Origin of the sequence: Rhodococcus sp. ACPA1 (assembly GCF_002300195.1) — a bacterium.
In the GTDB taxonomy this organism is placed as follows: Bacteria; Actinomycetota; Actinomycetes; order Mycobacteriales; family Mycobacteriaceae; genus Rhodococcus_F; species Rhodococcus_F opacus.
This window is the reverse complement of record NZ_NSDX01000012.1, coordinates 126034-150453: the sequence shown is the minus strand read 5'-3', so window position 1 is coordinate 150453 and position 24420 is coordinate 126034. Positions and strand designations below refer to the sequence as shown.

Below are 24420 nucleotides of genomic sequence, written 5' to 3'. Positions count from 1 at the left end.
GAGGGGGCGGCGGGCTCAGACGGGGTGACCGGCCGCGATCCGTCCGGTCAGCCGGGTGACGGCGTCCAGGAGGTCCCACGCCGTGCCGGGTTCGACCGCCACGGCGGTATCGCCCCACACGAGGTACCGGCCGTCGCCCTCGATGTCGCGCCACGCCAGACCGCCGACGGGGCGCGGTGAGTGCCGCGAGCCGCGGATGACGGTGACGACCCCCTGGCTCGTCGACGGCCTGTCGAGGATCCGGGCCGCCCGTGCGCTCCCGGCCGGTGCAAGCGGGACCACGACGCCGGCCGCCGTGCCCGCGTCGGTGTCGGGGAGCTGAGCGATCAGCTGCCGGCCGACGTCGTACGGTTCGCAGCCCCGGATCACCACTTCGGCGCCCGGATGCTGCACCGCCGCGATCCCGTGCCCGCGAGCGAGGGCTCCCGTCATGCGGATCGGGGTACCGCCGTCCGCACCTGCCGAACCGGAGATCTCGATCCGGAGGTCGGGTTCGGCGAGCACCAGCAGCGCCGAATCGGGGGGGTCGTGTTCGGGTCCGGAGAAGGCGGACCGGATCCCGCGCTGCTCCGCGTCGTACTCGTCGGCGGTGGCCAGCGTGCTCGTGACCTTGAACGGAAACGGAATGCGGTCCTGGCCGGTCCGGGCCCACAACGCCGAGAACTGCGGACCGCTCAACACCCAGTGCCCCACGACTATTCGCCGATCACCGCGGGCGTGACAAGAGGCAGTTTCCCGACGAGTTCACTTCCCTCGTCGATGCTTTCGAGGTACGTCGGGGGTTCCTCCTCGTCTTCCCGCGCGGGTGGCAGGGCTGGACCGCTGGGCCGCTCGAGGGTGGTCGTTCGGTGACAGGACACGATGCTGCGCGCGTACTGCGCGACCCCGCCGCCGACGGCCCCGGCAAGCGCCGCACCCGCGATCGAACCGGGCGCGGCCTGCGCGGTCTGCGACGTCTCGCGGCGGAAGTCCTCGTCACCCTTCCGGTGCTCATCGGACTGCCCGGCCTCGGAATCGGGCTCGGCCACCTGCCGATCGCTGGGTATGCCGTGCACCCCATTCGGTCCGATGTCGAAGCCCACCGGCTGACCGTGGGCCGTTGCAACGGCGTGGGTCGCGGCGAGGCCCGCAGCCGGGAGTTGTTCGTCCGCAACCCGATACGCCGTCGTGTAGAGGGTGTCCATGGCGGCCTTCGCGTTCTGTTCCGCGGCGTCGGCGTCGGCTTCCGCGGTCCAGTTGCCGGGCAGCACCCGGGTCCAGTCGGTCGGGTGGTCGCCGGGCCGACCCACAGCGCCGCGCACCGCTTCGGCTCCGGTGGTCGCGTGCCGCAACGCATCCGCCACATCGGTGAATCGGCTGCCGACCTGCCCGGCGCGGGCGGCGTAGTCGTCGAGTGCCGCCGCCACCGCGGTCGCGGCCGGACCATGCCAGCCGGTGTCGACGGCGGCGCGGGTCGCGTCGTGGAACGCAGTGACCGACTCCAGGAATCGCCGTCCGAGGTCGTCCCAGGTCGCGGCGACCGCACCGGACTCGGCGGGCGTCAGCGCGTCGACCGCACTCCTGATGGCGCGGTGATCCCACTCGCCCGACCGAAAATTCTCCCCGCCATTCATCCCGACCTCCGATGCTGGACACTCACGGTCCCGGAGTGGACCCCCCAATCCGGCGGGAAGCCACCTTACCGACTCCTGTACATGACTTGTCACCGCTCCCGATCTCGGAAAGGCTCGGGTCCATGCCGTCGTTCTCGCCCGCACTGTCCGGAACGCGCACCCGGCGGTCGTCCGTCCTCGCGGTCGGGGCCACGTCGTTCGCGTTTCTCGTCACGATGATGGGAACGACACTGCCCACCCCGCTCTACTCCATCTATGCGCAGGAACTGGCGTTCAGCGCCCTCACCGTCACCATCCTGTTCGCCGTGTACGCGGTCGGGGTCGTGGTCGCGCTCGCCCTGTTCGGGCGGCTGTCCGACGACGTCGGTCGGCGCCCGGTGCTGTTCGTCGCGGTCGCCCTCGCCGCGGTCAGTGCCGTGCTGTTCCTGCTGCCGTCGACGCTTCCGCTGTTCGTGGTGGCCCGCGTGATCTCCGGACTGTCCGCGGGTCTCATGACCGGCACGGGCACCGCCGCGGTGATCGACCTGTTCCCACCCGAGCGCAAGGCGGTCGGCGGAATGCTCGCGGTCGCGGTGAACACCGGCGGCCTCGGATTGGGCACGCTCAGCGCAGGGGTGATCGCCGACGTCACATCGAGTCCGCTGACCATTCCCTACGTGGTGAACCTCGTGCTCGCCGTCCTGGCGGGCACCGGGCTGTGGATCTTCGCAGTCGCACCGGCCACCAGTCCGACGTGGCGGATCCGACCCCGCCGACTGCAGGTTCCCTCCTCGATCCGCCGCGCGTTCGTCACCGTCGTGCTCGCAGCCGGAACAGCGTTCGCGGTGACCGGCGTGCTCACCGCCGTGTCGGCGTTGTTCCTGACGGAATATCTGGGGTCGACCAGCCACACGAAGGCCGGCCTCGTCGTGTTCCTGACCTTCCTGTTCATGGCGGTCGGGCAGCTCCTGGCCCGTCGGCTGTCGACGGCCACCGCGATGCTCGTCGGGTGCCTCGCGTTGATCCCCGCCGCCGCGCTGCTGGCGCTCGCGCTGGCGTACACCGTCCTCGAGCCGCTGCTCGCGTCCGCGGTGGTGCTCGGCGTCGCCGGGGGCCTGTGCCTCAATGCGTCGCTCGCCACCACCGTCGAACGGGTCGAACAGCAGTTCCGCGGCGGAGTGTCCTCGGCGTTCTTCGCGGGGATCTACGTGATGCTGGCCGTCCCCGCGGTCGGTGTGGGTGTGCTCGCACGCGTCACCGACCTTCGCACGGCCGGGATCGTCTTCAGTGGCCTGGTCGCCGCGCTGGGGGCCGGGGTGGCCGTGGCCCAGTTGGTGGCGCGCAGACGGGCCTGAGCGGCGTCAGCCCCGCGGTCTGGTGGTGACGGGCGGGATGGTGATCACCGGACGCGTCGTCGTGGTGGTGGTGGTGACCGGCGGCAGCGTCGGCTCCGCGGGTGCCGCCGTCGGCGGGGCCGCGATCCGGGGCACGGTCTGCTCGGTCGTCGTGACGACGGGAGGCCGGGTGACGGGTGTGGTGACCGGCGCCAGGCTGATCGTCGGGGGAGGCGGCGCGACCGTGGTCCTGACGGGTGGCGGCGGGGGCAGGGCGGGGGTCGTCGAAGGCGCGGGCGGCGGCGCGGTGGTCACCGGCGCCGGTTCGGTCGTGAGCGTGACGGCCCGCGGGGTGGTGAGGTCGGCCATCTGCCAGGTGGGGGTCGGCGGGACGAACACCTGGAAGGTGGCCGGTGCGGCGCTGTACGGCCCGGCGGCCTGCAGGCCCTCCGACGTCAGCGGTGGCGGCACGACGTCCGGCCCGCGGTTGCCGAACGCGCCGCCCGCGGCACCGATCATCAGGCCGGAGACCGCCGACACGGTGGCAATCGCGAGTGCCCCGATCGCTACAGTCCTGTCGTCCATGTGCTACCCGTCCTCGGCGTGCAAATGCGTCCACCATAGAGGGCGGTGCCGCCTGCTGCCGCATGTGTCCGGAAGGCGAGTCGTCCGGGCGGGTTCGCTGGATGGTTGCCGGGGTTCGGCGCACGCTGACGAGAACTCTTGTTCGGGCGAGCCGGTCAGCCGACGATCGAGCGGTGTCCATACCGCTCCGACCGGGGGTAACGATGTCTCTGCTCGACTGGTTGTTCCGCCGCCCGCTGTCCGAACGAACCGGGGCGGCCGTCGCCGCATCGGCGATGCTGTTCGCTTCGTGAGCCGGCTCGAGATCGACGCCGACGTCCTCGTCCTCGGCGCCGGACCCGCCGGAACGTGGGCGGCACTGGCGGCGGCCCGGGAGGGCGCGCGGGTCGTCCTCGCCGACAAGGGCTACTGCGGCACCAGCGGCCCCACCGCGTCGGGCGGCAACAACCTGTGGAACGTCCCGCCCGGTCCTGCACGCGAACGGTCGGTGCAGGCCCGCTTCGAGGACGGCGGCAGGCTGTCCGAGCCGGCCTGGATGTACCGGGTGCTCGAGGAGACCCACCAGCGGGTGGACGAGCTGGCGGGCGCCGGCTACCGGTTTCCGTCCGGCGACGACGGCCGGGAGGTGCGTACCAGCCTGCAGGGGCCGGAGTACATGCGCCGGATGCGCAGGCGTGTGCATCGCGCCGGGGTCACCATCCTCGACCACAGCCCCGCCCTGGAACTGCTCACCACCGGTGACGGCATCGTGTCCGGTGCCGCGGGTCTGCAACGGCAGAACGGATACGCCCCGTGGTCGGTGCGTGCCGGGGCAGTGGTCGTGGCGACCGGCGGCTGCGCATTCCTGTCGGGAAGCTTCGGAACGAACGTCGACACCGGCGACGGACTCCTGATGGCCGCCGAGGTCGGGGCGTCGTTCTCGGGCATGGAATTTTCGACGGCCTACGCGCTGGCACCGGCGTGGAGTGGGCACACCAAGGGTTTGATGATGCAGTTCGCCACGTACTACGACGCGGATGGCCGGACTCTCGGGGACGGCGGTTTCTCCGCACGCGGCGCCGCGATGGCGCACCTCGCCGCCGGCCGCCCCGTGTTCGCGCGACTGGACCGGGCCAGGCCCGACATTCGCGCGGCCATGCGGACGTCGCAACCGAATTACTTTCTGCCGCTGGACAAGGCGGGCATCGACCCGTTCACGCAGAAGTATCCCGTGCGGGCCGTGCTGGAGGGCACGGTGCGCGGAACCGGAGGCATCCGGGTCGCCGGCACCGACTGCGCCAGTGACGTTCCCGGCCTGTTTGTGGCGGGCGACGCTGCCACCCGCGAACTCGTCACCGGCGGCCGCAGCGGCGGCGGCAGCCACAACGGGGCGTGGGCGATCTCCTCGGGGACGTGGGCCGGCGCGGGCGCAGCCCGGTTCGCTCGGAAGCGTCCCGTCCCCGACGGGGTGCGCGGCGCGGGCGCGGCGGGACTGCGCGGACCGTCGGCCCGCCGGCAGGCGTCGCGCTCCATCGTCGGACTCGTGCAGGAGCACACCCTGCCGCTGCGCCGCAGCTACCGGCGCAGCGCGACGAGCCTGCAGGACAGCGTGACCGCGCTCGACGAGGCGTGGTCGGGTGCCGCCGATCTGCTCGGCGGCTCCGAACGGGAGCTGCTGCAGGCGCGTTCGGCCGCCGCGATGCTCGCCGTCGCGCGGTGGGCGACGCACTCCGCGCTGGCGCGGACCGAGACCCGGGGGATGCACGTGCGCACCGACCTGCCGGACACCGATCCGGCACAGACCCGTCGACTGCTGTCGGGCGGGCTGGGCGAGGTGTGGGTGCGGCCGGAACGCGGCACCGCCGAGGCCCGGACGGCCGCGTCGTGATCGAGGTCGTCGTCGCCGACCGCTGCGTGCAGTGCGACATCTGCATCAAGGTCTGCCCGACGGACGTCTTCCGCCGCGGCGCGGACGGGGTTCCCGTCGTCGCGCACCAGGAGGACTGTCAGACGTGCTTCATGTGTGAGGCGAATTGTCCGACCGACGCGTTGTACGTCGCGCCGTTCGACACCCCGGTTCCCGAGGACTCGACGCACACCGACGCCGAGGGTTTGGCGGAGTCCGGGGCGCTGGGCGCCTACCGCGCCGTGATCGGATGGGGTGGTCGTCGCACGCCGGGTTCCACGCTCGACCGGAACCACCTCTTCACCCCGTGAGTATTTGTCAACGCCCGGCGGTTAAGAAGTACTCACGGGTGTGGCCCTGCGGATGAACCGGCCGATCTCGCGGATGGCGCGGGTGCCCTCGGGGAGCAGCCCGGCGGCGGCCTGGAAGACGTGCACCTGCCGTTCCCACACCTGCAGTTCGCACGGCACGCCCGCCTGGGACAGCCGCTCGGACATCAGTTCCGCGTCGACGTAGACCATTTCCTGCGAGCCGGTCTGGATCAGCGCCGGCGGCATGGAGGCGAGGGAGCCGTCCACGGGTGACGTGGACGGCTCGTGCCCGCCCCTGGTGTCCAGTCTTTCGATCAGCCTGGACAGGGCACCGACCGCGCGTTTGGGGAAGACAGCGCAGAGGTCGGCGTTGGGATGGGCCAGCTTGTTCACCGGGTCGAGGTCGGTCAGCGGCGACAGCGCGACGTCGGCGGCGGGACGCGGCAACCCCTGGCGCAGGGCTTCGAGGGTCACCATGAACGTCAGGAATCCGCCTGCCGAGTCGCCGGCGATGACGATGCGGTCGGCGGTGTACCCGTGCGAGAGCAGCCACCGGTACCCGTCGACGCCGTCCTCGACGGCCGCCCGGATGGGGTTCCGCGGGATCATCCGGTACGCGACGTTCAGCGTCGACGCCTTCGACTCCGCCGAGATCCGGGACACCATCTGGCGGTGGGAGTTGATCCCGCAGCACAGGAACGCCCCGCCATGGAGGTAGAGGATGGCCCGGTCGCCGAGCTCACCCGGAGGCCGGATCCATTCGGCGCGGCAGTGCGGCAGCCGGATGGGCCTGCGCACGGTTCCGCGGATGGGACCGAGCGAGTACCCGAACAGGTCGACGACTCCCGTGGGCCACGGCAGTTCGGGGTAGCGCGCCCACCCGTCGAGGAACGGCCGGACCGTGCGACGGAGTGTGTGGGCCAGGGCCGTCGACTGGAGGCTGGTTCCGGCGAACTCCCGCCGCGTCACCGGGAGGGGTGACGGGCAGAATTCGTAAGTCGCAGTGCTCATTGCCTGCCTCCGTTCCGGCCTCGGTGCCCATCGACGTGCTGCCTTTAGGTATTCCACCTCTTTGCGCCGTACGGTCTACATCGAAGTTGGTCGCACGGACGCTACGCCCGACGTAGCATCCAGGCGGAAGTCGTAATGGGATAGTGACCGAGCGGGGGTGAACGTCCAGGTGGGGATCATGCCGGTTACCGATTCGATATTCCTTCTCGGCGAATCGCGAGAGCATCCGATGCACGTGGGATCGCTCGAATTGTTCACACCGCCGGAGGATGCCGGCCCCGACTACGTGAAGTCGATGCACGAAACTCTGCTGAAGCACACGGACGTCGACCCCACTTTCCGCAAGAAGCCAGCGGGCCCCGTGGGCAGTCTCGGGAATCTGTGGTGGGCCGACGAGTCGGACGTCGATCTCGAATACCACGTGCGTCATTCGGCCCTGCCGGCCCCGTACCGGGTCCGGGAACTGCTGACGCTGACGTCCCGGTTGCACGGCACGCTCCTGGACCGTCATCGCCCGCTGTGGGAGATGTATCTGATCGAGGGGCTCAGCGACGGCCGGTTCGCGATCTACACCAAGCTGCACCATTCGCTGATGGACGGGGTCTCCGGTTTGCGGCTGCTGATGCGGACGCTGTCGACCGACCCGGACGTGCGCGACGCACCGCCGCCGTGGAACCTGCCGCGCAGGGCGTCGGCCAATGGTGCCGCCCCCGCTCCCGACCTCTGGTCGGTGGTGAACGGGGTCCGTCGCACGGTCGGTGAGGTGGCCGGTCTCGCGCCGGCGTCGCTGCGCATCGCCCGCACCGCGATCGGGCAGCACGACATGAGGTTTCCGTACGAGGCGCCTCGCACCATGCTGAACGTCCCGATCGGGGGCGCGCGCCGGTTCGCCGCGCAGTCGTGGCCGCTCGAACGCGTCCACGCCGTGCGGAAGGCAGCCGGGGTCAGTGTCAACGACGTCGTGATGGCCATGTGCGCCGGGGCGTTGCGGGGTTACCTCGAGGAACAGAACGCGCTACCGGACGAGCCGCTGATCGCGATGGTTCCGGTGTCCCTGCGCGACGAGCAGAAGGCCGACGCCGGCGGCAACGCGGTCGGGGTCACGTTGTGCAACCTGGCGACCGACGTCGACGACCCGGCCGAGCGTCTGACGGCGATCTCCGCCTCCATGTGCCAGGGGAAGGAACTGTTCGGCAGCCTCACCTCGATGCAGGCGCTGGCGTGGTCCGCGTTCAACATGTCGCCGATCGCCCTGACGCCCGTGCCGGGGTTCGTCCGCTTCACGCCGCCACCGTTCAACGTGATCATCTCCAACGTCCCGGGACCGCGGAAGACCATGTACTGGAACGGGTCCCGGCTGGACGGCATCTACCCGACATCGGTGGTGCTGGACGGGCAGGCGCTCAACATCACACTCACCACCAACGGCGGCAACCTCGATTTCGGTGTCATCGGGTGCCGCCGCTCGGTGCCGAGCCTGCAACGCATCCTCTTCTATCTCGAGACGGCTCTGGGCGAACTCGAGGCGGCATTGCTCTGAGCGGCCGGGTATTTCAGCGCCGGGCCGACTCCTGCTCGACGAGTGCCCGCCGCGACTCCTCGTGGAGCACCCCGAGCAGTTCGTGTTCGACGTCCGCGAACTCGGGCGACGTCATCATCGACAATTCGCGGGGACGCGGCAGGCCCACCGTCACCTCGCGCCGGACGGTGGCGGGCCGCGCGGACAGCACGACCACCCGGTCCGACAGGTAGACGGCCTCCCGGATGTCGTGGGTGATCATCAGCACGGTCCACCGGTAGCGCTGCCAGACGTCCTGCAACCAGGTCTGCATCTCGGTGCGGGTCAACGAATCCAGGGCGCCGAACGGCTCGTCGAGCAGCAGCACCGGACGGTCCTGGACGACGGTCCGCAGCATCGCGGCCCGCTGTCGCATCCCGCCGGACAGTTGGCTGGGGCGAGCGTCCTCGAACCCGCCGAGACCGAACACGGAGAACAGTTCCCGGGCCTTGTCCCGCGCCTGCTTCCGGGGCACGCCCTGCACCTCGAGTCCGAGGGTGGTGTTGTCGAGGACGGTGCGCCACGGGAACAGCAGATCCTTCTGCGGCATGTACGCGCACTTCGCGGGGCCACTCCCCGCGGGACGCACCGGTTCGCCGCCGATCGTGACGGTGCCGGCGTCGGGTTGGTCGAGACCGGCGAGCATGGAGAACGCGGTGCTCTTCCCGCACCCGCTCGGGCCGATCACCGACACGAACTCACCCGGTTCGACGCTGAACGAGACGTCGTCGAGGACGGGCCGGATGCCGCCGCGGACCGGGAACCCCTTGCTCAGACCGGACAGTGCGACGCGCGCGGTCTCACTCATGCCGGGCCCTTTCGTTCTTGATCCACGGGGCGACGACGCGCTCGACCGCGAAGGTGAGCAGGTAGAGGCTGACGCTGATCACGGCGGTCACGAGCACCGCCGCTAGCACGAGGTCGGTGCGGAAGGAGTTCTTCTGCGTCGCCATGTAGATGCCGAGACCGGACGTGGCCCCGACGTATTCGGCGAACACGGCACCCACCACGGCGTACGTGATGCCGATGCGCAGGGCGGTGAAGAACCGGGGGATCGCCGACGGAAGCCGCACGTAGCGGAATTCCTGCCACCGTGAGGCGCCCATGCTGCGCAACAACGCGCCCGCCTCCCGGTCGGCCGCGGCGAAGCCCTCGATCAGACCGATCGTCATCGGGAAGAACGTGGCGAGGGCGATCACGAGAATCTTCGGCAGCAGACCGAATCCGAACCAGATGATCATCAGCGGCGCGATCGCGATGATCGGCAGTGTCTGCGACACGACGAACAGCGGAACGAACGCGCGTCGCAGCCACGGCGAGAAGTCCACGAGCACGGCGAGGGCCCACGCGAAGAGCAGGGAGACGGCGAACCCGATCAGTGTCACCTGCAGTGTCGCGGAGGCGTGACCGGAGATGGCGTCCCGCGCCCGCCAGCCCTGTTGGATCACCCGCAGCGGCGACGGCAGCACCTGCGGCCGGATACCACTGACCGTCACGTACACCTGCCATGCGACGACCAGCAGTGCCACGACCACGACCGCGGGCAGCACCCGCCGCAGCAGCGGGGACGTGCCCGGGGCCGTGGTGCGGAGACTCGGGTCAGGGCTGAGCGAGGTACTCATTGGTGAAATACGTCGACCAGTCGGGTTCCGTGGTCAGCGGTGCCCCGTCGGGGCCGGTGAGCAGGCCGTGCTTGAACAGGAAACCGGAGTAACCCGCCCACTGCTCGGCCGTCTGTGTCCCGACCTTTCCGGAACTGTCCTTCATGTACTCGGAGGACAGCATCTGCTGGCTCTCTCGCACGAGGGACTCGTCCGTGAAGGCGCCGGGGTTGGCGTCGATCAGTATCTGTGCGGCCTCGTCCGGCCGGTCGGCGGCGAACTGGTATCCGCGCTGCAGGGCCTGGACGAACTTGCGGGCCTGCTCGGGATGGTCGGCCATCCATTGCTCGTTGCCCTCGATGACGAGCGCGTACGCATCCGGGAAGCCGTAGTCGGTGTAGTGGAAGTAGCGCATCGGGGTGCCCTGGTGCTCGGCCTCGATGCCCTCCCAGCCGAAGAACGAGACGGTGAAGTCGGCGGTGCCGGAGTACACGGCCTCGTACGCCGAGGTGCCGAGCGTGACGGTGGTGAATTCGCCCTTGCCGCCGTCGTTCCGGATGATCTGCTTCAGCGTCTCCTCGCCGTCCGGGTCCGCGAACCCGGCGTAGATCTTGCCGTCCAGATCCCGGGGGCGGGTGATGTCGGCGCGATCCGCCTTCACCGCGATGCCCGTCGCCCAGTGCTGCAGCGGAGCCATCACCGACGTGGTCTGCGCGCCCGCGGCCTTCGAGAACGTCGCAGAACTCTGGAAGCTCACCCCGAACTCCGCGTTGCCGGCGTCGACCAGGGTGTCGGGCGAGGTGTCGTTGTAGGGCAGCACCTGCACGTCGAGTCCGGCATCCGCGAACCAGCCTTCCTGCTGGGCGACGAACAGACCGGTGTGGTTGGTGTTCGGTGTCCAGTCGAGTGCGAACCGGATGGTGTCGCCGGACTGCGAGTCACCGGCGCAACCGGTGAGCAGCGACAGGGCGGAAACCAGGACGACGGCTGCGGTGGCAGCGCGCTTGGTACGAGAGAAGAGTGTCACGACGCCGGCCATTCCTGCTTGTTGAGAGCGGTGTCCCAGAACATGAGTTCGTAGCGGCTGGCGATCACGAACGCCTCCGCCATCGCCTCACGCTGGGCATCGGTCGAGGCCTCGGCCGCGGCGTCCACGAGTTCGCGGGCCGTCGCGACGGCGGCGTGGAACTCCTCCGCGTCGTAGGTGGTCACCCACTGTGCGTAGGGGTGCGACGGGTCGGCGGAGAGCACCTCACGGGCGCTCGCCGCGAGCCGGTGCCCGACGTCGGCGTAGATCCAGAAGCACGGCAGTACCGCGGCCGCAGCCACCGCGTACGGCTCGGTGGCGGCGACGGCCGTCAGGTACGAGATGTACCCGAGGCAGGCCGGCGAATGCTGCGGCTCCACGTCCGACTCGGGGAGTCGTCCGCTGGTCAGCAGATTCTGGTGCAGCGTCGCCTCGACCGTGGCGGCCTCGGCGGCCGAGCCCGCCCAGAACCCGGCCTCGACCGGGCCCGGCGCGTGCGCGGCGACCAGCGAGAGGGCCTTCGCGTACCCGGTCAGGTACAGGAAATCCTGCTCGATGTACGTGCGGAACACGTCCAGCGGCAGCGTTCCGTCGCCGAGGCGGCGCAGGAACTCGAGTTCGTCGATCGCCTCGCGCAGCACCTTGGTCCGGTCCCACAAGTGGTCCGTGAATCGGGCGTGCTGGCCGGCGCCGGCAGCATCTTGGACAGAGCTATTCACAACGTTGACATCCCTTCGTCAGCATTACCTGAGCAGGTTCCCGGGTGTGTTCTCAGCCCCGCCCGTGCGGAGCACCCCGTGTCAGAACAAGCCGACCCTAGCACCGGCCGTGCCGCGGGCGGTAAGGCCCGGGTCGGTCGAGGGGCTCAGCCGGCGAGGAACGCGGCCGCGGCCGGCGGGAGAGGCGCGGGTCCGCGCCTGTAGATCTCCGCGGGCCGGCCGGTCCCGACGACGGCCATGTCGCCGGTGTTCTCGAGGGCCGGCATCATGTGCCGCCGGAACGAGTCCTTCGGCAGGGAGCGTCCGAACACCACCTCGTACACCCGGCGGAGTTCGAGCACCGTGAACGTGTCGCCGGCCAGGCCGGACGGGTCGACGGCCCGCGCGTACCGCTCTCGCAGGTCGCCGACGGCGAGGGCGACGACGTCCGCGTGGTCGAACGCCAGATCCTGCGTCACCCAGTCGTCGTCGACGGTGATCAACATCGTGTCGCGGGGGAGCGCCGTGCGGGGCAGCGCGGCGCCGTGCGTCATCGACAGCACCCACCCGCGATCGTCGCGGCCGGGATCGTCGAGCATCGCCAGCTGATGGAATTCGGTGCCCGTCAGGGCGGCCTCGATGCGCAGGCACCGCTCGGCGGCGTCCTGCAGTCGTTCACCCTCGTGGAGGAAGGTGCCGGGGAGTGCGAGACTGCCCGAACGACGTGGAACCGCAAGTACTTTCAGTTCCGTTCCCTCGACGGTGAGGACGGCGACGTCGACCGCCACGGAGGGGCGCGGATAGTCGAGGAGGCTCCTGCCGTCGGAATCGGTCCATGCGGCCACGCAGGAATGTTAGCGCACGGTTGATCTATATCGCGTTCGATCGGTCCTGCCTGCTCATCGTTGGTAGTTTGGCGAGAGATTCCCGGTACGTGCTGCGTGAGGAGATTCGTCCGTGGAGGTCGACAAGTCCGGCGACACGCTCGTCGTCCGTGCCCGGGACGGCGAGGTGCGTGGCTACCCCGAGGGCGACGTCTACGCGTGGAAGGGCATTCCGTTCGCCGCGGCGCCCGTCGGCGACCTGCGGTTTCGCGCGCCGGTCCCGCCCGCACCGTGGGAGGGTGTGCGCGACTGCGTCGACTTCGGCCCGATGGCGCCGCAGGGGCACGGCACCGCCGTCCCCATCGATGCGGGACTCGAGATGGACGAGGACTGCCTGTCTGTCAACGTCTGGGCCCCTAGGCCCGACGGCACTCCGCGGCCGGTGATGGTGTGGATCCACGGCGGTGCCTACTGCCTGGGAACCGCAGCCCAGGGCATCTACAACGGTCGCATCCTGTCCACCCTCGGCGACGTCGTGCTGGTCTCGTTCAACTACCGGGTGGGAGCGCTCGGCTTCCTCGACCTGTCGTCGTTCTCGACGGCCGAGCGGGTGTTCGAGACCAACTGCGGGCTGCGTGACCAGGTCGCGGCCCTCGAATGGGTGCGCGACAACATCGCATCGTTCGGCGGTGACCCGGACGAGGTGACGGTGTTCGGCGAGTCGTCCGGAGCCGGGTCGGTCACCACGCTGATGACGTGTCCGAGTGCGGAGGGGCTGTTCCACCGCGCGATCGCCCAGAGTCCGCCCGCCACGTCGGTCTACGGGAGCGAGCGGGCGGCCACCGTCGCGAAACAGTTCCTCGACATCCTCGAGTTGGAACCCAGGCAGATCGACACACTGCTGCACCTTCCGTACCGCACGGTGATCGAGGCCAGCGACACTCTCGTCAACGAGGTGCCGACGAGGATCCCGGGCACACTCGCCATGGCGCCCGTGGTGGACCGCGACTTCCTGCCCCGTTACCCGGTGGCCGCGTTCCAGAAGGGCTATTCCCACCGCATTCCCCTCATCATCGGTTCCAACAAGGACGAGTCGTCGATCTTCAAGTTCATGAAATCTCCTCTGCTGCCGGTCACTTCGGATTCGGTGCAGGAGATGTTGAGGGCGATCGCGACCGATCACCCCGAACTGCCCGCCGCCCGCCTCGCCGACATCCTGTCGGCGTACCCGGACCGCGGAAAAGCGAAGGGCGCGCTCGCGATGTCGCGGGACGCCGCGTTCCGGATGCCCGCCCTGTGGGTGGCCGACGCCCACAGCCGGCACTCACCGACGTGGATGTACCGGTTCGATCAGGCCACGCCGATGCTCAAGGCCGCACGGATCGGGGCCGGCCACGCCACCGAACTCCCGTACGTCTTCGGCAATTTCGACACCCTCAACATCGACCCGACGTTCTGGCTCGGCGGCCGGAAGACGGCGCTCGAGGTGTCGGGCCGGATCCAGCGCCGGTGGCTCGCATTCGCGCGGCACGGTGTCCCCGCCGCGCTGGACGGGTCCAAGCACTGGGCCCCCTACGACGAGGAGAACCGCTCGACGTTGCTGATCGACGGCGCGGACACCCTCGTGAAGGACCCGGACCACGAGATGCGGATCGCCTGGGGCAACGACGTCATGGGGTTCAACTGACGGGCACCTTGTCGTCGAGTTCCTTCAGGACGGGCAGCGCGAAGCAGGCCAGCCCGATGATCAGGACCGGGATCGCGAGCACGAAGAACGTCGGCTGGATTCCCCACTTGTCGAGGATGGGACCGGCCAGCAGGTAGCCCAGCGGCCCCGCGGCGTACGCGGTGGACGTCATGACGCCGGTGACCCGACCGCGCATGTGCTCCGGACTGCGAGTCTGCATGGCGTAGTTGGCGATCGGGCCGACCGGACCGAACACGAGACCCTGGAGGAGGGCCAGCGCCAGAATCGCCCACAGCGGCGGCAGGAACGCCATCGCGACCATGGCCGCGCCCAGCACCGTCACCGCCACCACCATCAGCGTCCTGCGCGACACGAACGGCGCGAGCGGTCCGTACGCGAGGGCGCCCACCACGCCGCCGATACTGAGCGCCATCAGCACCGAACCCAGTTGCGCGGGCTTGTCGAGTTCGGTGAAGTACACCGGGAACACCACCGATTCGACGGGCATGTACAGCGCGACCACCGCCATGTCCACCAGAGCGATCGTGCGCAGGAGCCGGTTGTGCCACACGAACTTCAGTCCCTCGAGCGTGCCGTGCCAGATGGATGTCGGGCGCGTGGACGTGTCGGGTCTGCCGGCGTTCTCCAGTCGCAGGAACGCGATGGTCACCACGGACAGCACGAAGCCGACGGCGGTCACCCACAACGTGTTCACCGCACCCACCGTCGCGATGAGGACACCGCCGATGCCGGGCCCGACGAGGTACGCCATGTTGTAGTTGGCCTCGTAGAGGCTGTTCATCCGGTCGAGGGACCACCCCGCCGACTTCGTGGCGGCGGGCAGCATCGACTCCCTCGCCGCGATCCCGGCCGGATCGAATGCGGCGCCGATCGCGGCGAGGACGGCGATCACCGTCACGGTGAGGCCTGTCGTGTTGGCGATCACCGGGATGGCCGCCACGGACAGGGCAGACAGGCAGTCGGAGATCATCGACGTGCGGCGACGTCCGAACAGGTCGACGAACGTGCCCGCGAACAGGCTCGACAACAGCAGCGGGAGGGTGGCCGCGCCCGCGACGATCGCGGCGTCGGACGCGCGACCGGTCCTCTCGAGCACGAGCCAGGGCAGCACGACGATCGCGATACCGTTACCCGTGGACGAGAACAGCGTCGCGAGGTTCAGGAGGATCAGGGGCCCGAACCGGCGAGTCACAGCCGTCTCGGTGGCGGTCACGGCAAGGGTCCTCTGGTCGGCTCGATCGGTGGTCCTTCGACGCTAACAGCGAGGTCGTGGCCACCGCGAGCGAATTTCGGCCGCTACTGGTTGCGTTGCAGGGTCAGTTCGGCGAGGGTCCGCGCTCCGTCGCACGGATCGCCGGTGCCCGACCGCTGCTGCACCCACCACGTGATGACGCCGGAGTAGGCGGCGGTGATCCCGCATGTCGCCGAATCACCCGGACGCCGGGCGCTGAACGCCGACGTGCCCGCGATCGACGTGGTTTCCACCTGATAGCCCAGCTGGTCCGCCACACTCCGCTCCCGTTGCAGCGAGTTGTTCTCGAACCAGCCGAACGTGACGTCGATCGATCCGGCGGCGGACGACACCGTCCACATGCACACCGCGCCGAAGAAGTACTGGTCGATGCCGGCGCCGTGGAGGGTCTCCGCGATCTTGTCGTTGGGGACGGCGTCGCACTCGCGGAGGAGTTTGTCGAACTGCGGTGAACCGCCGTCTTCGGAGGCGGCCGCGCCCTCGGGCAGGGGACTGCCGGTGACGGAGGTGCCGCAGCCGGCGAGCACCACCGCGGACGCCACCGCCGCGGCGAGTCGGCGGCCGGCGCTCACTTGACCTTCTCCAACGTCAGCCGGCCGAGCGCGGTCGGGGCCGCGCACGGATCGGAGGGTGCGGTGCCCGTGCCGTAGCGAACCAGCCAGTGCACGAAGTCGGAACCCGTGCCCAGCGCGACCTCGCAGAACCCGACGTTCTGCGAGGAGAACCCGCGGTGCCCGGCGATCTCGAGGTCGTGGACCTCGTGACCGATGCCCTTGGCCACCGACCGTTCCCGGTCGATGGGGCTACCGCGGTACCACGTGAACATCACGTACCGTTCGCCGCCGTCCGCTTCCCACCGGCACTTGATGCCGTTGCGCGACACCGGGGCGAGCCCGGTGATCCCGGCCCGCTCGTACACCTCGGCGTCGGTCAGCGAGCCGCATTCCCCCACGAACGCGCCGGGCTGCGCGGACACCGACGTCGTCGGCGCCGACGCCGCCGGAGCGGTCTCGGAACGGTCGCCGGAACCGCAACCGGCCAGTACGACCGCCGCGGCGACCACACGTGTCGCGCGGACGGTCATGCGGACCGGATCAGACGAGCTCCGCATAGCTCGGATTCTCGGCGATGTACTTCTCGACGTACGAGCACGACGGAATCACGGTGAGCCCGCTGGCCTTCGTGTCGTCGAGGGCGGCCTTCACCACTTCCGCGGCCAGACCCTGACCACGGAACTGGGGGTACGTCACGGTGTGGTGGAAGTCGCGGGCACCGTTCCGCTCGAAATAGTCGGCGTATCCGGCCAACTGGCCGTCGAGGTAGATCTCGAACCGGGATTCCGACACGTCGTGCTCCACCGTGGCCGCCACAGACCGCTCCTCTGCTCGTGTGGCGTGCGCGCTGTCCCGCGCACGCTGTCACTCGCAGATTACCGTCAGTCCGCGAGGTTGGTGCGCAGCAGCATGACGTTGTAGTCCGACCAGGTGGTGGCCAGGAAATACAGATCGGATCCCTGCGACCACGGGTGCATGTAGGCGCCGTACAACTCGGGCACGTCCCGGCTGCTCACGAGCACCTCGGGTTCGCTCCAGCCGGATTCGAGGTGGTCGGACCGGCGCATGACCACCGAATTGCCGGCGTCGGTGTACATCGCCACGAACTGACCGAGGTACTGGTTGAACTGCACCGACAACTCGCTGACGGGTCCGGGGATGACCGGTGCGGCGACGGTGGCGTTGGCCTTCACCCACGCCTTGCCGTCCCAGTACTCGTACAGCGTGAGGTTCCGGATGTCCGCTTCCTTCACCCGCGACAACCGGGCGTCGCCGGAACGACCCGACGGCGTGCCGAACGCGTAGACGAATCCGTCGTGCTTGACGTACGAGCCCATCTGGAAGTTCTCGGCGCCCGTGCCGGGCACGTTGGGCCGCAGCGTAAGAGGGTCGGTGACCCAGTTCTCGCCGTTGTCCACGGAGTACGCGATGCCGGACGCGTTGGTGTCCCACTCGCCAGGGGCGCCCCAGCTCCGCACGGACATGTAGTTGATGTACTGCGTCGCGCCGGGACCCTCGCCGACCGAGATGCCGGTGGTGGGGATGACGGTCTGCTCCACACCCGGGATCTTCTTGCTCTGGATGATCTCCTTGGAATGGTTCGGGGTATCGATCGGGGAATTGTCGATGCCCATCCCGTCGGTGAGGTCCTTGTCGGAGCTGCGCAACAGGATGTTGCTGCGCCAGTCGCCGACCAGACCGCACAGCGGGTTGTCGCTCAGTCCGACGGTGTCACCGAATGCGGTGAGGATCTCACCTCCGCCGTTGTCCCACATGATGCCGAGGTCGGTGCCGAGCACCCGGAACCTGCCGATAGTGTCGTTGGAGCTGCGCGGCCCGGTGATGTGCGCGATAGCCTGAGTTTTGCCACGTAGCTCGGGAAGGCGGCCGTCGCTTCCGTTGAGCCAGGGAATGGGGTTGATGCCCTGGTTCGAGCCGCTCGAGCCGAGGCTGCCGGTTCCCAGGCACGGGGCCGCCGTCGCAACAGGGGGCGTCATCGTGAAAAACGTGCAGGTAGAAGCGAGTAAGGCGGGCATCGCCAGGGAGGCGACACGGCGGAGTCTGGTCACGAGCGCACCTCTCTGCGACGAATCGAGTCGGGTCCGGTCACGCTAGCAATACCTCACCTGTCACACCAGCCCCTAGGGTAACCATTGGGTATCGCACCCGGCCCCGCGTAGCTACAGGATCGCTCCGGGGTTGAGGATCCCCAGCGGGTCCAGTGCGTTCTTGATCCGCTGCGTCAATTCCATGACGTCCTCGCCCAACTGGTCGGGCAGCCAGGCCTTCTTCAGCCGGCCGACGCCGTGCTCGCCGGTGATCGTGCCGCCGAGAGAGATTGCGAGGTCCATGATCTCGCCGAAGGCGAGGTGAGCACGCTCGGCCATCGCGGCATCCTCGGGGTCGAACACGATGAGCGGGTGCGTGTTTCCGTCGCCGGCGTGCGCGATCACCGCGACCATCACGTCACGCTCGCGGGAGATCGCCGCGATTCCCTCCACCAGCGCAGGCAGTTTCGGGAGCGGGACCCCGACGTCCTCGAGGAGCAGGCTGCCGAGCCTCTCGACCGCGGGGATGGCGAATCGTCTTGCCGCGGCGAAGGCTTCGCCCTCGTCTGGGTCGTCGGTGGTGAAGACCTCGGATGCGCCGTTCACCGTGCAGGCGTCCGCCATCACGGAAATCTCTTCGGCCGCAATCGCACCGGGCGCGTCCGAGCGGGCGATGAGCATCGCCGCCGCCGTCCGGTCCAGGCCCATCTTCAGCGCGTCCTCGACGGCGCCGATGGAGGTGCGGTCCATGAATTCGAGCATCGACGGCCGCAGCGTGCGGGTGATGGCCAGGACGGTGTCGGCGGCGGCCTGGACGGAGGCGAACGATGCGACGAGGGTGCTCGACGGCGGCTGGGCCGGGATCAGTCTCAGCGTCGCCTCCGTGACGATGCCGAGGGTTCCCTCGCTCCCGACGAACAGCTTGGTCAGCGACAGGCCGGCCACGTCCTTCAGTCGCGGCCCGCCCAGGCGCACGTCCGTCCCGTCCGCGAGGACGACGCGCAGTGCGAGGACGTAGTCGGTGGTGACGCCGTACTTGACGCAGCACAGGCCACCGGCGTTGGTCGCGACGTTGCCGCCGATCGAGCACATCTCGAACGACGACGGATCCGGTGGATACCAGAGCCCCTGCTCGGCGGCCGCGGCCTTGACCTCCGCATTGAGCAGTCCCGGTTCGACGACGGCGATCCGCGTCACCGGGTCCACCTCGATCCGGCGCATTCGCTCGGTGCTGACCACCACGCAGCCCGCCACGGCGGTGGCGCCGCCGCTGAGCCCGGATCCCGCACCGCGCGGGATCACCGGTACCCGGTGCTCGGTCGCCCAGCGCATCACCACCTGGACTTCCTCGGTGGTCGTCGGACGGGCGACGGCGAACGGGAGGACGGCGTCGGGATCGCGCGCCCAGTCCTGGCGGTAGGAGACCAGGATGTCGGGATCGGTGACGAGGCATCCCTGGGGGAGCGCGGCGGCGAGCGTCGCGAGTGCGTCGTCGGTGACCGTCATCGTGACTCCTGAAATGCGGGTGTCGGAGGCCCCGACGGTAACCCAGCGGGCCGCGGGTGTCCTCGAATTGGTCAGACGTCCAACTGAACCGATTCCGACCCGTTTGTTCGGATATCGCTCCAACCTGGACGTTCGGCCTGGAAGTGAGACCCCAATAGTCCATCTGTTAGTTACTTACGCGTAGGAGTCTCACGATGTGGGATCAGGGGGGTGAATTTTTTCCGGGGTCCCGGCGATGGGGTATGCAACCGGGTCCGGGGGAGAAAATGCAGGTAGGGGCGTCCCCTGAACCGCGTGGAACCGGACGAATCGGGTGTAACACAGGTCACATTCGTCACTCTGTTACCGGATCGTATCGACCAGGCAATGCAAAAACTCACTTCTACGGGTTAGCGTCTTGCATCGTCAAACACCGGCGAGGCGTTACACCCAAACGGAGATTCTCACGAAATGTGAGCTAGAACACGGTTGGGGCCGGGTTTTGCCGCACCGACCCTGGAAGGACCCGCACCGATGAATGCACTCCACCGAGATCCCAGCAGCTACATCTCCGCGATGTTCTCGTACGAGTTCCTCGACGGTGGCATCGACTACGATTCCATCGAACAGATCCACCGTGGCGAGTTCGACGAATGGATCTTCGCACTGGCCGGTTCGGGGTTGTTCACCAACGAGGAAGTTCGGTCCATGGTGCAGGAATGGCGCCTGAACCCGAAGACCCTCCTGAACACGCTCCTCGCCGACGCGGACGAAGTCACCGCCAAGCGCTGCGAGGTCACCTGGGCCGCACTCGACCGCGTCGCCCCGTTCGCTCCGGCCGTGCCGGTCGCAGTCTTCGGCTGAAGGCCTTCCCGCCGCAGGGCTCGCCGTCGTCACACGAGTTCGGTTCGATCTCCGTTCACGACGATCGCCTGATCGTCCGTCAAGGTGCGGTACTCGATGCCGGCGAGCCTCAAAGCGTTGACAGTGCGCCGAACGGCGGCCGCGTCCTCCAAGGGCACGGCGTCTTCGGCCCCTGGAAGCTCCGCAGGCGGGTGATGCGGCACGATCGCGAAGCCCACCACGCCCAGGCCCTCCCAGAGCGGCTCCATGCCGCAGGTTGCGACCACCTCCGCCGGGTCATCGGAGGAGTCGAGACCGTGCAGCGTCGGAGTCATCACACACGCCCCCGCGCTGTAGCCGGCGTACACCAGCGAATCGCTCAGCAGTAATTCCGGGATCACCCGGTCCGCCCCGCTCCGGGCCATCTGCGCGCGCAACACGAACGTGTTCCCGCCGCGCACCCACAGCATGCCGAACCCCTCCAGCCGCTCCTTCAGCGCGGCGGACCGCGCGTGCCCGTCGCTGCCGATGTAGTCGCGCAGATCCACCTCCTCCGGGGTGAAGCCCAGCCGCGTCAGCGGCATCACGTCACTCACGACCGCGGACGTCCGCGCCGTCCGCGGCCACGCGTCCGCAGCCGCGGCGATCACCCCCACACGCCCCGGACGGCCGACGAGCGACAGCAGGGGCGCGGGATCCGCACCGAACCGATACGAGGACAGGAACAGGCGCACCGCGGTCAGATGGTGAACGCGAGGTTGTCGACGATCCTCTTGCCCACGGCGGTGTCGCCGCTCAACGCGATCTCGTCGCGGTGATCCGCCGCCGTCGTCCGGCCGCCCGCCAACCGGGTGAAGAGCCGGGAGTCGAGGGTCACGGTCGTGGTGGCCTCGGACGGTAGTTCGTCGACCACCGCGGCTCTGCCGTCGACGGCGATGTGAATGTTGCGCGCGAGCGGTCCCGTCAGCTCCAGGGTGATCCTCGACCCGTCCGGGGCCTTGCCGCGCTTGCCGACGAGGAACGCGACAGCGCCCGCGATCTCCTCGAACGCGGTCTCCCCGCGCAGGCCGCCCTCGTTGCCGGGCAGCGCGAGGGCGTCGCGCAGGTCGAGCTCGTGCATCCAGCAGTCGAACACGCGGATCCGCATGAACCGGAGGTAGGGCGCCGGACCGACCGGTGTGGTGGTCTCGGCCTCGAATGCCTCGTCGGTCATCTCGCTCAGCTCCGACCGCCTGCGGGCCACGATCGCCCGGAAACGCTCGAGCATCTCGGGCCCGGAGCACCCCCGGAGTCCCTCGACCCACTCTTCGTTGAACGCCCCGATCTCGTTGCGCACGTGCGCGAGGCCGCGGACGTCGATGCTGGTGTGCGGTGCGGAGATTCCGGCAAGCAGCGACTCGGTGCCGATGAGATGCGCGGTCACATCGTGGACGGTCCACCCGGGCAATGAGGTGGGCGTGAACCACGCGTCGCCGGACAACGAGGACAGCACCTCGTCGAGTACGTCCCATTCCTCGAACAATGCGTCGAGGATCGGTTCCTTCTGCAGGGCATTCACGGGTGGTACGCCTCCTTTTGCCTCAACTCTAGGACCTCCCGCCGGAGCGTCCGAGCGTTTTCGCCGCGGGCGGACGAATGCGCCGGTGACGGCGTCGAAGGCCTCCCCGTCCCGGGTTCGGTGTGGTAGACCGATGGTGAGAATCTCCATTAACAAAAGGAGTGCGGATGTTCCCTGGAAACTTCGTGGCGACCACCCCGGACAAGCCCGCTGTCATTCGTCCCTCCACGGGGGAGCGGCTGACCTACCGGGAGCTGGACGAGCGGTCCACCCGCCTCGCACGGCACCTGCGCTCGCTCGGCCTGAAGGTCGGCGATCACCTGGCGCTCGTCTCGAGCAACGATCTCCGGGTCCTCGAGGTGTACTGGGCGGCGCTGCGATCCGGGCTGTACATCACCGTGGTGAACTGGCACCTCACCCCGGAGGAAGCCGGTTACGTCGTGGACGACTGCGGAGCCGAGGTGCTCATCGTGTCCGCCGACGCGGGCGGCGCCGTGCCGCGCGACCCGAATCAGCTTCCCCGCGTCCGGCACCGTCTCGTGTACGGCGGCGAGCTCGACGGATTCGACAGCTACGACGACGCCGTGGCGGCGCAGTCGGCCGAACCGCTCGATTCGCAGCCCCGCGGGCAGGACATGCTGTACTCGTCGGGCACCACCGGCAGGCCCAAAGGGATCAAGCCCGCTCTGCCCGAGGGCGAAGTGGACGCCACGATGGATCCGTACACCGCGGTGTTCGCCCCGATGTACGGATTCGATTCCGACACCGTGTATCTGTGTCCCGCACCCCTGTATCACGCTGCGCCGCTCCGCTTCTGCGGCACCATCACCTCCGTCGGCGGCACGATCGTCCTGATGGACCGCTTCGACGCCGAGGAATCGCTGCGGCTCATCGAGGAGTACCGGGTGACCCACAGCCAGTGGGTGCCGACGATGTTCGTCCGGATGCTCAAGCTGCCGAAGGACGTTCGCGACAAATTCGACGTGTCGAGTCTGAAGGTGGCCATTCACGCGGCGGCGCCGTGCCCGCCCGACGTGAAACGCTCGATGATCGAGTGGTGGGGCCCGGTGATCCACGAGTACTACGCGTCCACGGAGGGTGCCGGTGCCACGTTCATCGACAGCGCCCAGGCCCTTGCCAAGCCGGGATCGGTGGGCCGCGACGGGGTCATGGGCATCGTGCACATCTGCGACGACAACGGTGCGGACGTACCCGTCGGTGACATCGGAACCGTCTACTGGGAGAGGGAGGAACGGCCGTTCGAGTATCACAACGACCCGGCCAAGACCGAATCCGCGACGCACCCCGACCATCCGACCTGGACCACGAGCGGCGACATCGGGTACATCGACTCCGACCGCTTCCTCTATCTCACCGACCGCGCCGCGTTCATGATCATCTCGGGTGGGGTGAACATCTACCCGCAGGAGTCGGAGAACGTTCTCACCATGCATCCCAAGGTGTTCGATGTCGCGGTGATCGGCGTGCCCGACGAGGAGATGGGCGAACAGGTCAAAGCGGTCGTGCAACTCGTCGAAGGGGTGGAACCGTCGGATGCCGTCGCCCGCGAGTTACTCGACTACGTCCGCGAGCGGGTGAGTCACTTCAAGGCGCCGCGCAGCATCGACTTCTCCGACGACCTGCCGCGCACCCCCACGGGCAAACTCGTCAAGCACAAACTTCGCGCCCGGTACCTGAACGCCGGCTGAATTCCCGACCTCACCTGTCCCGCGCCGAACCGCAGCGCGGGCAGGTGCTCGCGGTGTGATCGGTGAGGAACAACCCGCAGTCGGGGCACACGCGGTCGAGCCAGCAGACGGGATCTCCGCCGAGGTCGTCGTCCGGTTCGGTGACGGGCGCGGCGTCGTCGGGGTGGGTGGTCACAACCGTTCCAGCATGTATTCGGCGAGCACCTCGGCGTGACTGTGACTGACGTCCTTCGTCGCGGTCAGGAGAACGATCGGCCGCCCCTGCGCGAGTTCCTGCACCCGCGCGACAGCCTTCCGTCCGCTCGGCGAGTCGAGCTCGTGGACGTACCGCTCCCGGAACTCGCTGAACGCGGCGACGTCGTGCGAGTACCAGTGACGCAGCTCCGTCGACGGCGCGAGGTCCTTGGCCCAGTCGTCGAAATGGAACGCGTCCTTGCGGAGCCCCCGCGGCCAGAGCCGGTCCACGAACAGTCGGAGTCCGTCGCCCTCGGTCGGATGGTCGTAGACCCGCTCGACGACGACCGGTGGATCCGCGGTGACGTCCTCCGCGCTCCGTTCCTTCGGTGTGCTCATGGCCGAACCTCCGCTTCCGTGCGGCTGTCTACCGTCAGACTACGACCAAACACCCTGTGACCGGGTTCACAAACGAGCAGAAACATCTGTGAGAACGACTGTTCGGACTCGATTCAGACGCCTACCCACGGACTTCTCTGTTCCCTACGTCACGCTTTCTCTGGCTACTATCAGCTAACTCAGTCGAGTCGGGGGAAATATTTCCGCTCATCATCGGTTGATCGCCGCTCGTCGCGGCACACACACCATCTACCGCAGGAAGTC

26 protein-coding genes and 1 riboswitch are annotated in these 24420 nt (G+C 68.7%); of the genes, 7 read left to right on the top strand and 19 right to left on the bottom strand.

Annotation, left to right across the window (positions count from 1 at the left end; all coding sequences use genetic code 11):
- Window positions 1-15: 15 nt before the first annotated feature.
- Together CJ177_RS39775 and CJ177_RS39770 are read right to left on the bottom strand one after the other, a co-directional pair.
- Window positions 16-681 carry an ESX secretion-associated protein EspG gene (locus tag CJ177_RS39775; RefSeq protein ID WP_095870409.1) on the bottom strand — a complete coding sequence of 222 codons (666 nt, stop codon included), beginning with the start codon at window positions 679-681 and terminating at the stop codon, window positions 16-18.
- A gap of 14 nt (window positions 682-695) precedes the next feature.
- The gene (locus CJ177_RS39770) at window positions 696-1613 is read right to left on the bottom strand and encodes a hypothetical protein (RefSeq protein ID WP_095870289.1); all 918 of its coding nucleotides are present in this window, start codon (window positions 1611-1613) and stop codon (window positions 696-698) included.
- A 122-nt stretch (window positions 1614-1735) separates the two neighbouring features.
- Between CJ177_RS39770 and CJ177_RS39765 the strand changes: the two genes are divergently transcribed.
- A complete protein-coding gene (locus tag CJ177_RS39765) occupies window positions 1736-2947 on the top strand; it encodes an MFS transporter (protein WP_095870288.1) in 1212 nt (403 codons plus the stop codon).
- 6 nt (window positions 2948-2953) lie between these two features.
- On the opposite strand, the gene CJ177_RS39760 is transcribed toward CJ177_RS39765, so the two are convergent.
- A complete protein-coding gene (locus CJ177_RS39760; RefSeq protein ID WP_061699165.1) occupies window positions 2954-3511 on the bottom strand; it encodes a hypothetical protein in 558 nt (185 codons plus the stop codon).
- Window positions 3512-3800: 289 nt separating this feature from the next.
- Here CJ177_RS39760 and CJ177_RS39755 point away from each other — a divergent pair, with 289 nt between their 5' ends.
- On the top strand, window positions 3801-5378 hold the full coding sequence (locus tag CJ177_RS39755) for an FAD-binding protein (RefSeq protein ID WP_095870287.1): 1578 nt from the start codon (window positions 3801-3803) through the stop codon (window positions 5376-5378).
- Entirely contained in the window at window positions 5375-5707 is a 333-nt protein-coding gene (locus CJ177_RS39750) for a ferredoxin family protein (protein WP_005252771.1), read from the top strand. Before CJ177_RS39755 ends, CJ177_RS39750 begins: the two co-directional genes overlap by 4 nt.
- 21 nt (window positions 5708-5728) lie before the next feature.
- On the opposite strand, the gene CJ177_RS39745 is transcribed toward CJ177_RS39750, so the two are convergent.
- Complete coding sequence (locus CJ177_RS39745; RefSeq protein ID WP_095870285.1) at window positions 5729-6718, bottom strand: alpha/beta hydrolase; 990 nt, start codon at window positions 6716-6718, stop codon at window positions 5729-5731.
- Between the two features lie 178 nt (window positions 6719-6896).
- Between CJ177_RS39745 and CJ177_RS39740 the strand changes: the two genes are divergently transcribed.
- The gene (locus tag CJ177_RS39740) at window positions 6897-8258 is read left to right on the top strand and encodes a wax ester/triacylglycerol synthase family O-acyltransferase (RefSeq protein WP_095870408.1); all 1362 of its coding nucleotides are present in this window, start codon (window positions 6897-6899) and stop codon (window positions 8256-8258) included.
- A gap of 13 nt (window positions 8259-8271) precedes the next feature.
- On the opposite strand, the gene CJ177_RS39735 is transcribed toward CJ177_RS39740, so the two are convergent.
- The 5 genes from CJ177_RS39735 to CJ177_RS39715 all read right to left on the bottom strand — a co-directional run bounded on the left by CJ177_RS39735 (window position 8272) and on the right by CJ177_RS39715 (window position 12447).
- On the bottom strand, window positions 8272-9084 hold the full coding sequence (locus CJ177_RS39735) for an ABC transporter ATP-binding protein (RefSeq protein ID WP_005252775.1): 813 nt from the start codon (window positions 9082-9084) through the stop codon (window positions 8272-8274).
- Window positions 9077-9898, bottom strand: coding sequence for an ABC transporter permease (locus CJ177_RS39730; protein WP_005252777.1), 822 nt, complete (start codon window positions 9896-9898; stop codon window positions 9077-9079). Before CJ177_RS39730 ends, CJ177_RS39735 begins: the two co-directional genes overlap by 8 nt.
- Window positions 9876-10916, bottom strand: coding sequence for an ABC transporter substrate-binding protein (locus tag CJ177_RS39725; protein ID WP_005254141.1), 1041 nt, complete (start codon window positions 10914-10916; stop codon window positions 9876-9878). The genes CJ177_RS39730 and CJ177_RS39725 overlap by 23 nt, the downstream gene beginning before the upstream one ends.
- Window positions 10901-11623, bottom strand: coding sequence for a TenA family protein (locus CJ177_RS39720; RefSeq protein WP_005252780.1), 723 nt, complete (start codon window positions 11621-11623; stop codon window positions 10901-10903). Before CJ177_RS39720 ends, CJ177_RS39725 begins: the two co-directional genes overlap by 16 nt.
- Window positions 11617-11712, bottom strand: a riboswitch (TPP riboswitch). It overlaps the preceding gene by 7 nt.
- Window positions 11713-11769: 57 nt before the next feature.
- Window positions 11770-12447, bottom strand: coding sequence for an NUDIX domain-containing protein (locus tag CJ177_RS39715; protein WP_095870284.1), 678 nt, complete (start codon window positions 12445-12447; stop codon window positions 11770-11772).
- Between the two features lie 112 nt (window positions 12448-12559).
- Here CJ177_RS39715 and CJ177_RS39710 point away from each other — a divergent pair, with 112 nt between their 5' ends.
- Complete coding sequence (locus tag CJ177_RS39710) at window positions 12560-14113, top strand: carboxylesterase/lipase family protein (RefSeq protein WP_095870283.1); 1554 nt, start codon at window positions 12560-12562, stop codon at window positions 14111-14113.
- Here the strand turns inward: CJ177_RS39710 and CJ177_RS39705 are convergent.
- The 6 genes from CJ177_RS39705 to CJ177_RS39680 form a co-directional block, all read right to left on the bottom strand.
- Window positions 14106-15347, bottom strand: coding sequence for an MFS transporter (locus CJ177_RS39705; RefSeq protein ID WP_005252784.1), 1242 nt, complete (start codon window positions 15345-15347; stop codon window positions 14106-14108). The two genes, CJ177_RS39710 and CJ177_RS39705, sit on opposite strands and share 8 nt — an antisense overlap.
- An 83-nt stretch (window positions 15348-15430) precedes the next feature.
- The gene (locus CJ177_RS39700; protein ID WP_061044484.1) at window positions 15431-15958 is read right to left on the bottom strand and encodes a DUF3558 domain-containing protein; all 528 of its coding nucleotides are present in this window, start codon (window positions 15956-15958) and stop codon (window positions 15431-15433) included.
- Entirely contained in the window at window positions 15955-16497 is a 543-nt protein-coding gene (locus tag CJ177_RS39695) for a DUF3558 domain-containing protein (RefSeq protein WP_095870282.1), read from the bottom strand. Before CJ177_RS39695 ends, CJ177_RS39700 begins: the two co-directional genes overlap by 4 nt.
- On the bottom strand, window positions 16481-16756 hold the full coding sequence (locus CJ177_RS39690) for a GNAT family N-acetyltransferase (RefSeq protein WP_005252788.1): 276 nt from the start codon (window positions 16754-16756) through the stop codon (window positions 16481-16483). Before CJ177_RS39690 ends, CJ177_RS39695 begins: the two co-directional genes overlap by 17 nt.
- A gap of 65 nt (window positions 16757-16821) precedes the next feature.
- Window positions 16822-17937 carry a DUF4185 domain-containing protein gene (locus CJ177_RS39685; protein ID WP_043943812.1) on the bottom strand — a complete coding sequence of 372 codons (1116 nt, stop codon included), beginning with the start codon at window positions 17935-17937 and terminating at the stop codon, window positions 16822-16824.
- 183 nt (window positions 17938-18120) lie between these two features.
- Window positions 18121-19494 (bottom strand): FAD-binding oxidoreductase, encoded by a 1374-nt coding sequence (locus tag CJ177_RS39680; protein WP_095870281.1) that lies wholly within the window; start codon window positions 19492-19494, stop codon window positions 18121-18123.
- Window positions 19495-20007: 513 nt separating this feature from the next.
- Between CJ177_RS39680 and CJ177_RS39675 the strand changes: the two genes are divergently transcribed.
- The gene (locus tag CJ177_RS39675; RefSeq protein WP_005252793.1) at window positions 20008-20337 is read left to right on the top strand and encodes a hypothetical protein; all 330 of its coding nucleotides are present in this window, start codon (window positions 20008-20010) and stop codon (window positions 20335-20337) included.
- Between the two features lie 29 nt (window positions 20338-20366).
- Here CJ177_RS39675 and CJ177_RS39670 read toward each other — a convergent pair whose 3' ends face one another.
- Together CJ177_RS39670 and CJ177_RS39665 are read right to left on the bottom strand one after the other, a co-directional pair.
- Window positions 20367-21050, bottom strand: a complete 684-nt coding sequence (locus CJ177_RS39670; RefSeq protein ID WP_095870280.1) for a Type 1 glutamine amidotransferase-like domain-containing protein — start codon at window positions 21048-21050, stop codon at window positions 20367-20369.
- A gap of 5 nt (window positions 21051-21055) precedes the next feature.
- Window positions 21056-21874, bottom strand: coding sequence for a maleylpyruvate isomerase family mycothiol-dependent enzyme (locus tag CJ177_RS39665; RefSeq protein WP_005252795.1), 819 nt, complete (start codon window positions 21872-21874; stop codon window positions 21056-21058).
- A gap of 167 nt (window positions 21875-22041) precedes the next feature.
- On the opposite strand from CJ177_RS39665, the gene CJ177_RS39660 reads away from it, so the two are divergent.
- Window positions 22042-23583, top strand: a complete 1542-nt coding sequence (locus tag CJ177_RS39660) for an AMP-binding protein (protein ID WP_095870279.1) — start codon at window positions 22042-22044, stop codon at window positions 23581-23583.
- Between the two features lie 10 nt (window positions 23584-23593).
- Here CJ177_RS39660 and CJ177_RS47730 read toward each other — a convergent pair whose 3' ends face one another.
- Both CJ177_RS47730 and CJ177_RS39655 read right to left on the bottom strand, forming a co-directional pair.
- Entirely contained in the window at window positions 23594-23758 is a 165-nt protein-coding gene (locus CJ177_RS47730; RefSeq protein ID WP_179443397.1) for a hypothetical protein, read from the bottom strand.
- A complete protein-coding gene (locus CJ177_RS39655; RefSeq protein WP_005252800.1) occupies window positions 23755-24156 on the bottom strand; it encodes a DUF488 domain-containing protein in 402 nt (133 codons plus the stop codon). The genes CJ177_RS47730 and CJ177_RS39655 overlap by 4 nt, the downstream gene beginning before the upstream one ends.
- Between the last annotated feature and the right edge of the window lie 264 nt (window positions 24157-24420).

What these genes read in the sequence shown, in the direction of transcription:
- CJ177_RS39770 (WP_095870289.1), bottom strand. Translation starts at nt 1,613, where the DNA reads ATGAATGGCGGGGAGAATTTTCGGTCGGGCGAGTGGGATCACCGCGCC.
- CJ177_RS39765 (WP_095870288.1), top strand. Translation starts at nt 1,736, where the DNA reads ATGCCGTCGTTCTCGCCCGCACTGTCCGGAACGCGCACCCGGCGGTCG.
- CJ177_RS39760 (WP_061699165.1), bottom strand. Translation starts at nt 3,511, where the DNA reads ATGGACGACAGGACTGTAGCGATCGGGGCACTCGCGATTGCCACCGTG.
- CJ177_RS39745 (WP_095870285.1), bottom strand. Translation starts at nt 6,718, where the DNA reads ATGAGCACTGCGACTTACGAATTCTGCCCGTCACCCCTCCCGGTGACG.
- CJ177_RS39740 (WP_095870408.1), top strand. Translation starts at nt 6,897, where the DNA reads ATGCCGGTTACCGATTCGATATTCCTTCTCGGCGAATCGCGAGAGCAT.
- CJ177_RS39735 (WP_005252775.1), bottom strand. Translation starts at nt 9,084, where the DNA reads ATGAGTGAGACCGCGCGCGTCGCACTGTCCGGTCTGAGCAAGGGGTTC.
- CJ177_RS39730 (WP_005252777.1), bottom strand. Translation starts at nt 9,898, where the DNA reads ATGAGTACCTCGCTCAGCCCTGACCCGAGTCTCCGCACCACGGCCCCG.
- CJ177_RS39725 (WP_005254141.1), bottom strand. Translation starts at nt 10,916, where the DNA reads ATGGCCGGCGTCGTGACACTCTTCTCTCGTACCAAGCGCGCTGCCACC.
- CJ177_RS39695 (WP_095870282.1), bottom strand. Translation starts at nt 16,497, where the DNA reads ATGCGGAGCTCGTCTGATCCGGTCCGCATGACCGTCCGCGCGACACGT.
- CJ177_RS39685 (WP_043943812.1), bottom strand. Translation starts at nt 17,937, where the DNA reads ATGACGCCCCCTGTTGCGACGGCGGCCCCGTGCCTGGGAACCGGCAGC.
- CJ177_RS39680 (WP_095870281.1), bottom strand. Translation starts at nt 19,494, where the DNA reads ATGACGGTCACCGACGACGCACTCGCGACGCTCGCCGCCGCGCTCCCC.
- CJ177_RS39675 (WP_005252793.1), top strand. Translation starts at nt 20,008, where the DNA reads ATGAATGCACTCCACCGAGATCCCAGCAGCTACATCTCCGCGATGTTC.
- CJ177_RS39660 (WP_095870279.1), top strand. Translation starts at nt 22,042, where the DNA reads ATGTTCCCTGGAAACTTCGTGGCGACCACCCCGGACAAGCCCGCTGTC.
- CJ177_RS39655 (WP_005252800.1), bottom strand. Translation starts at nt 24,156, where the DNA reads ATGAGCACACCGAAGGAACGGAGCGCGGAGGACGTCACCGCGGATCCA.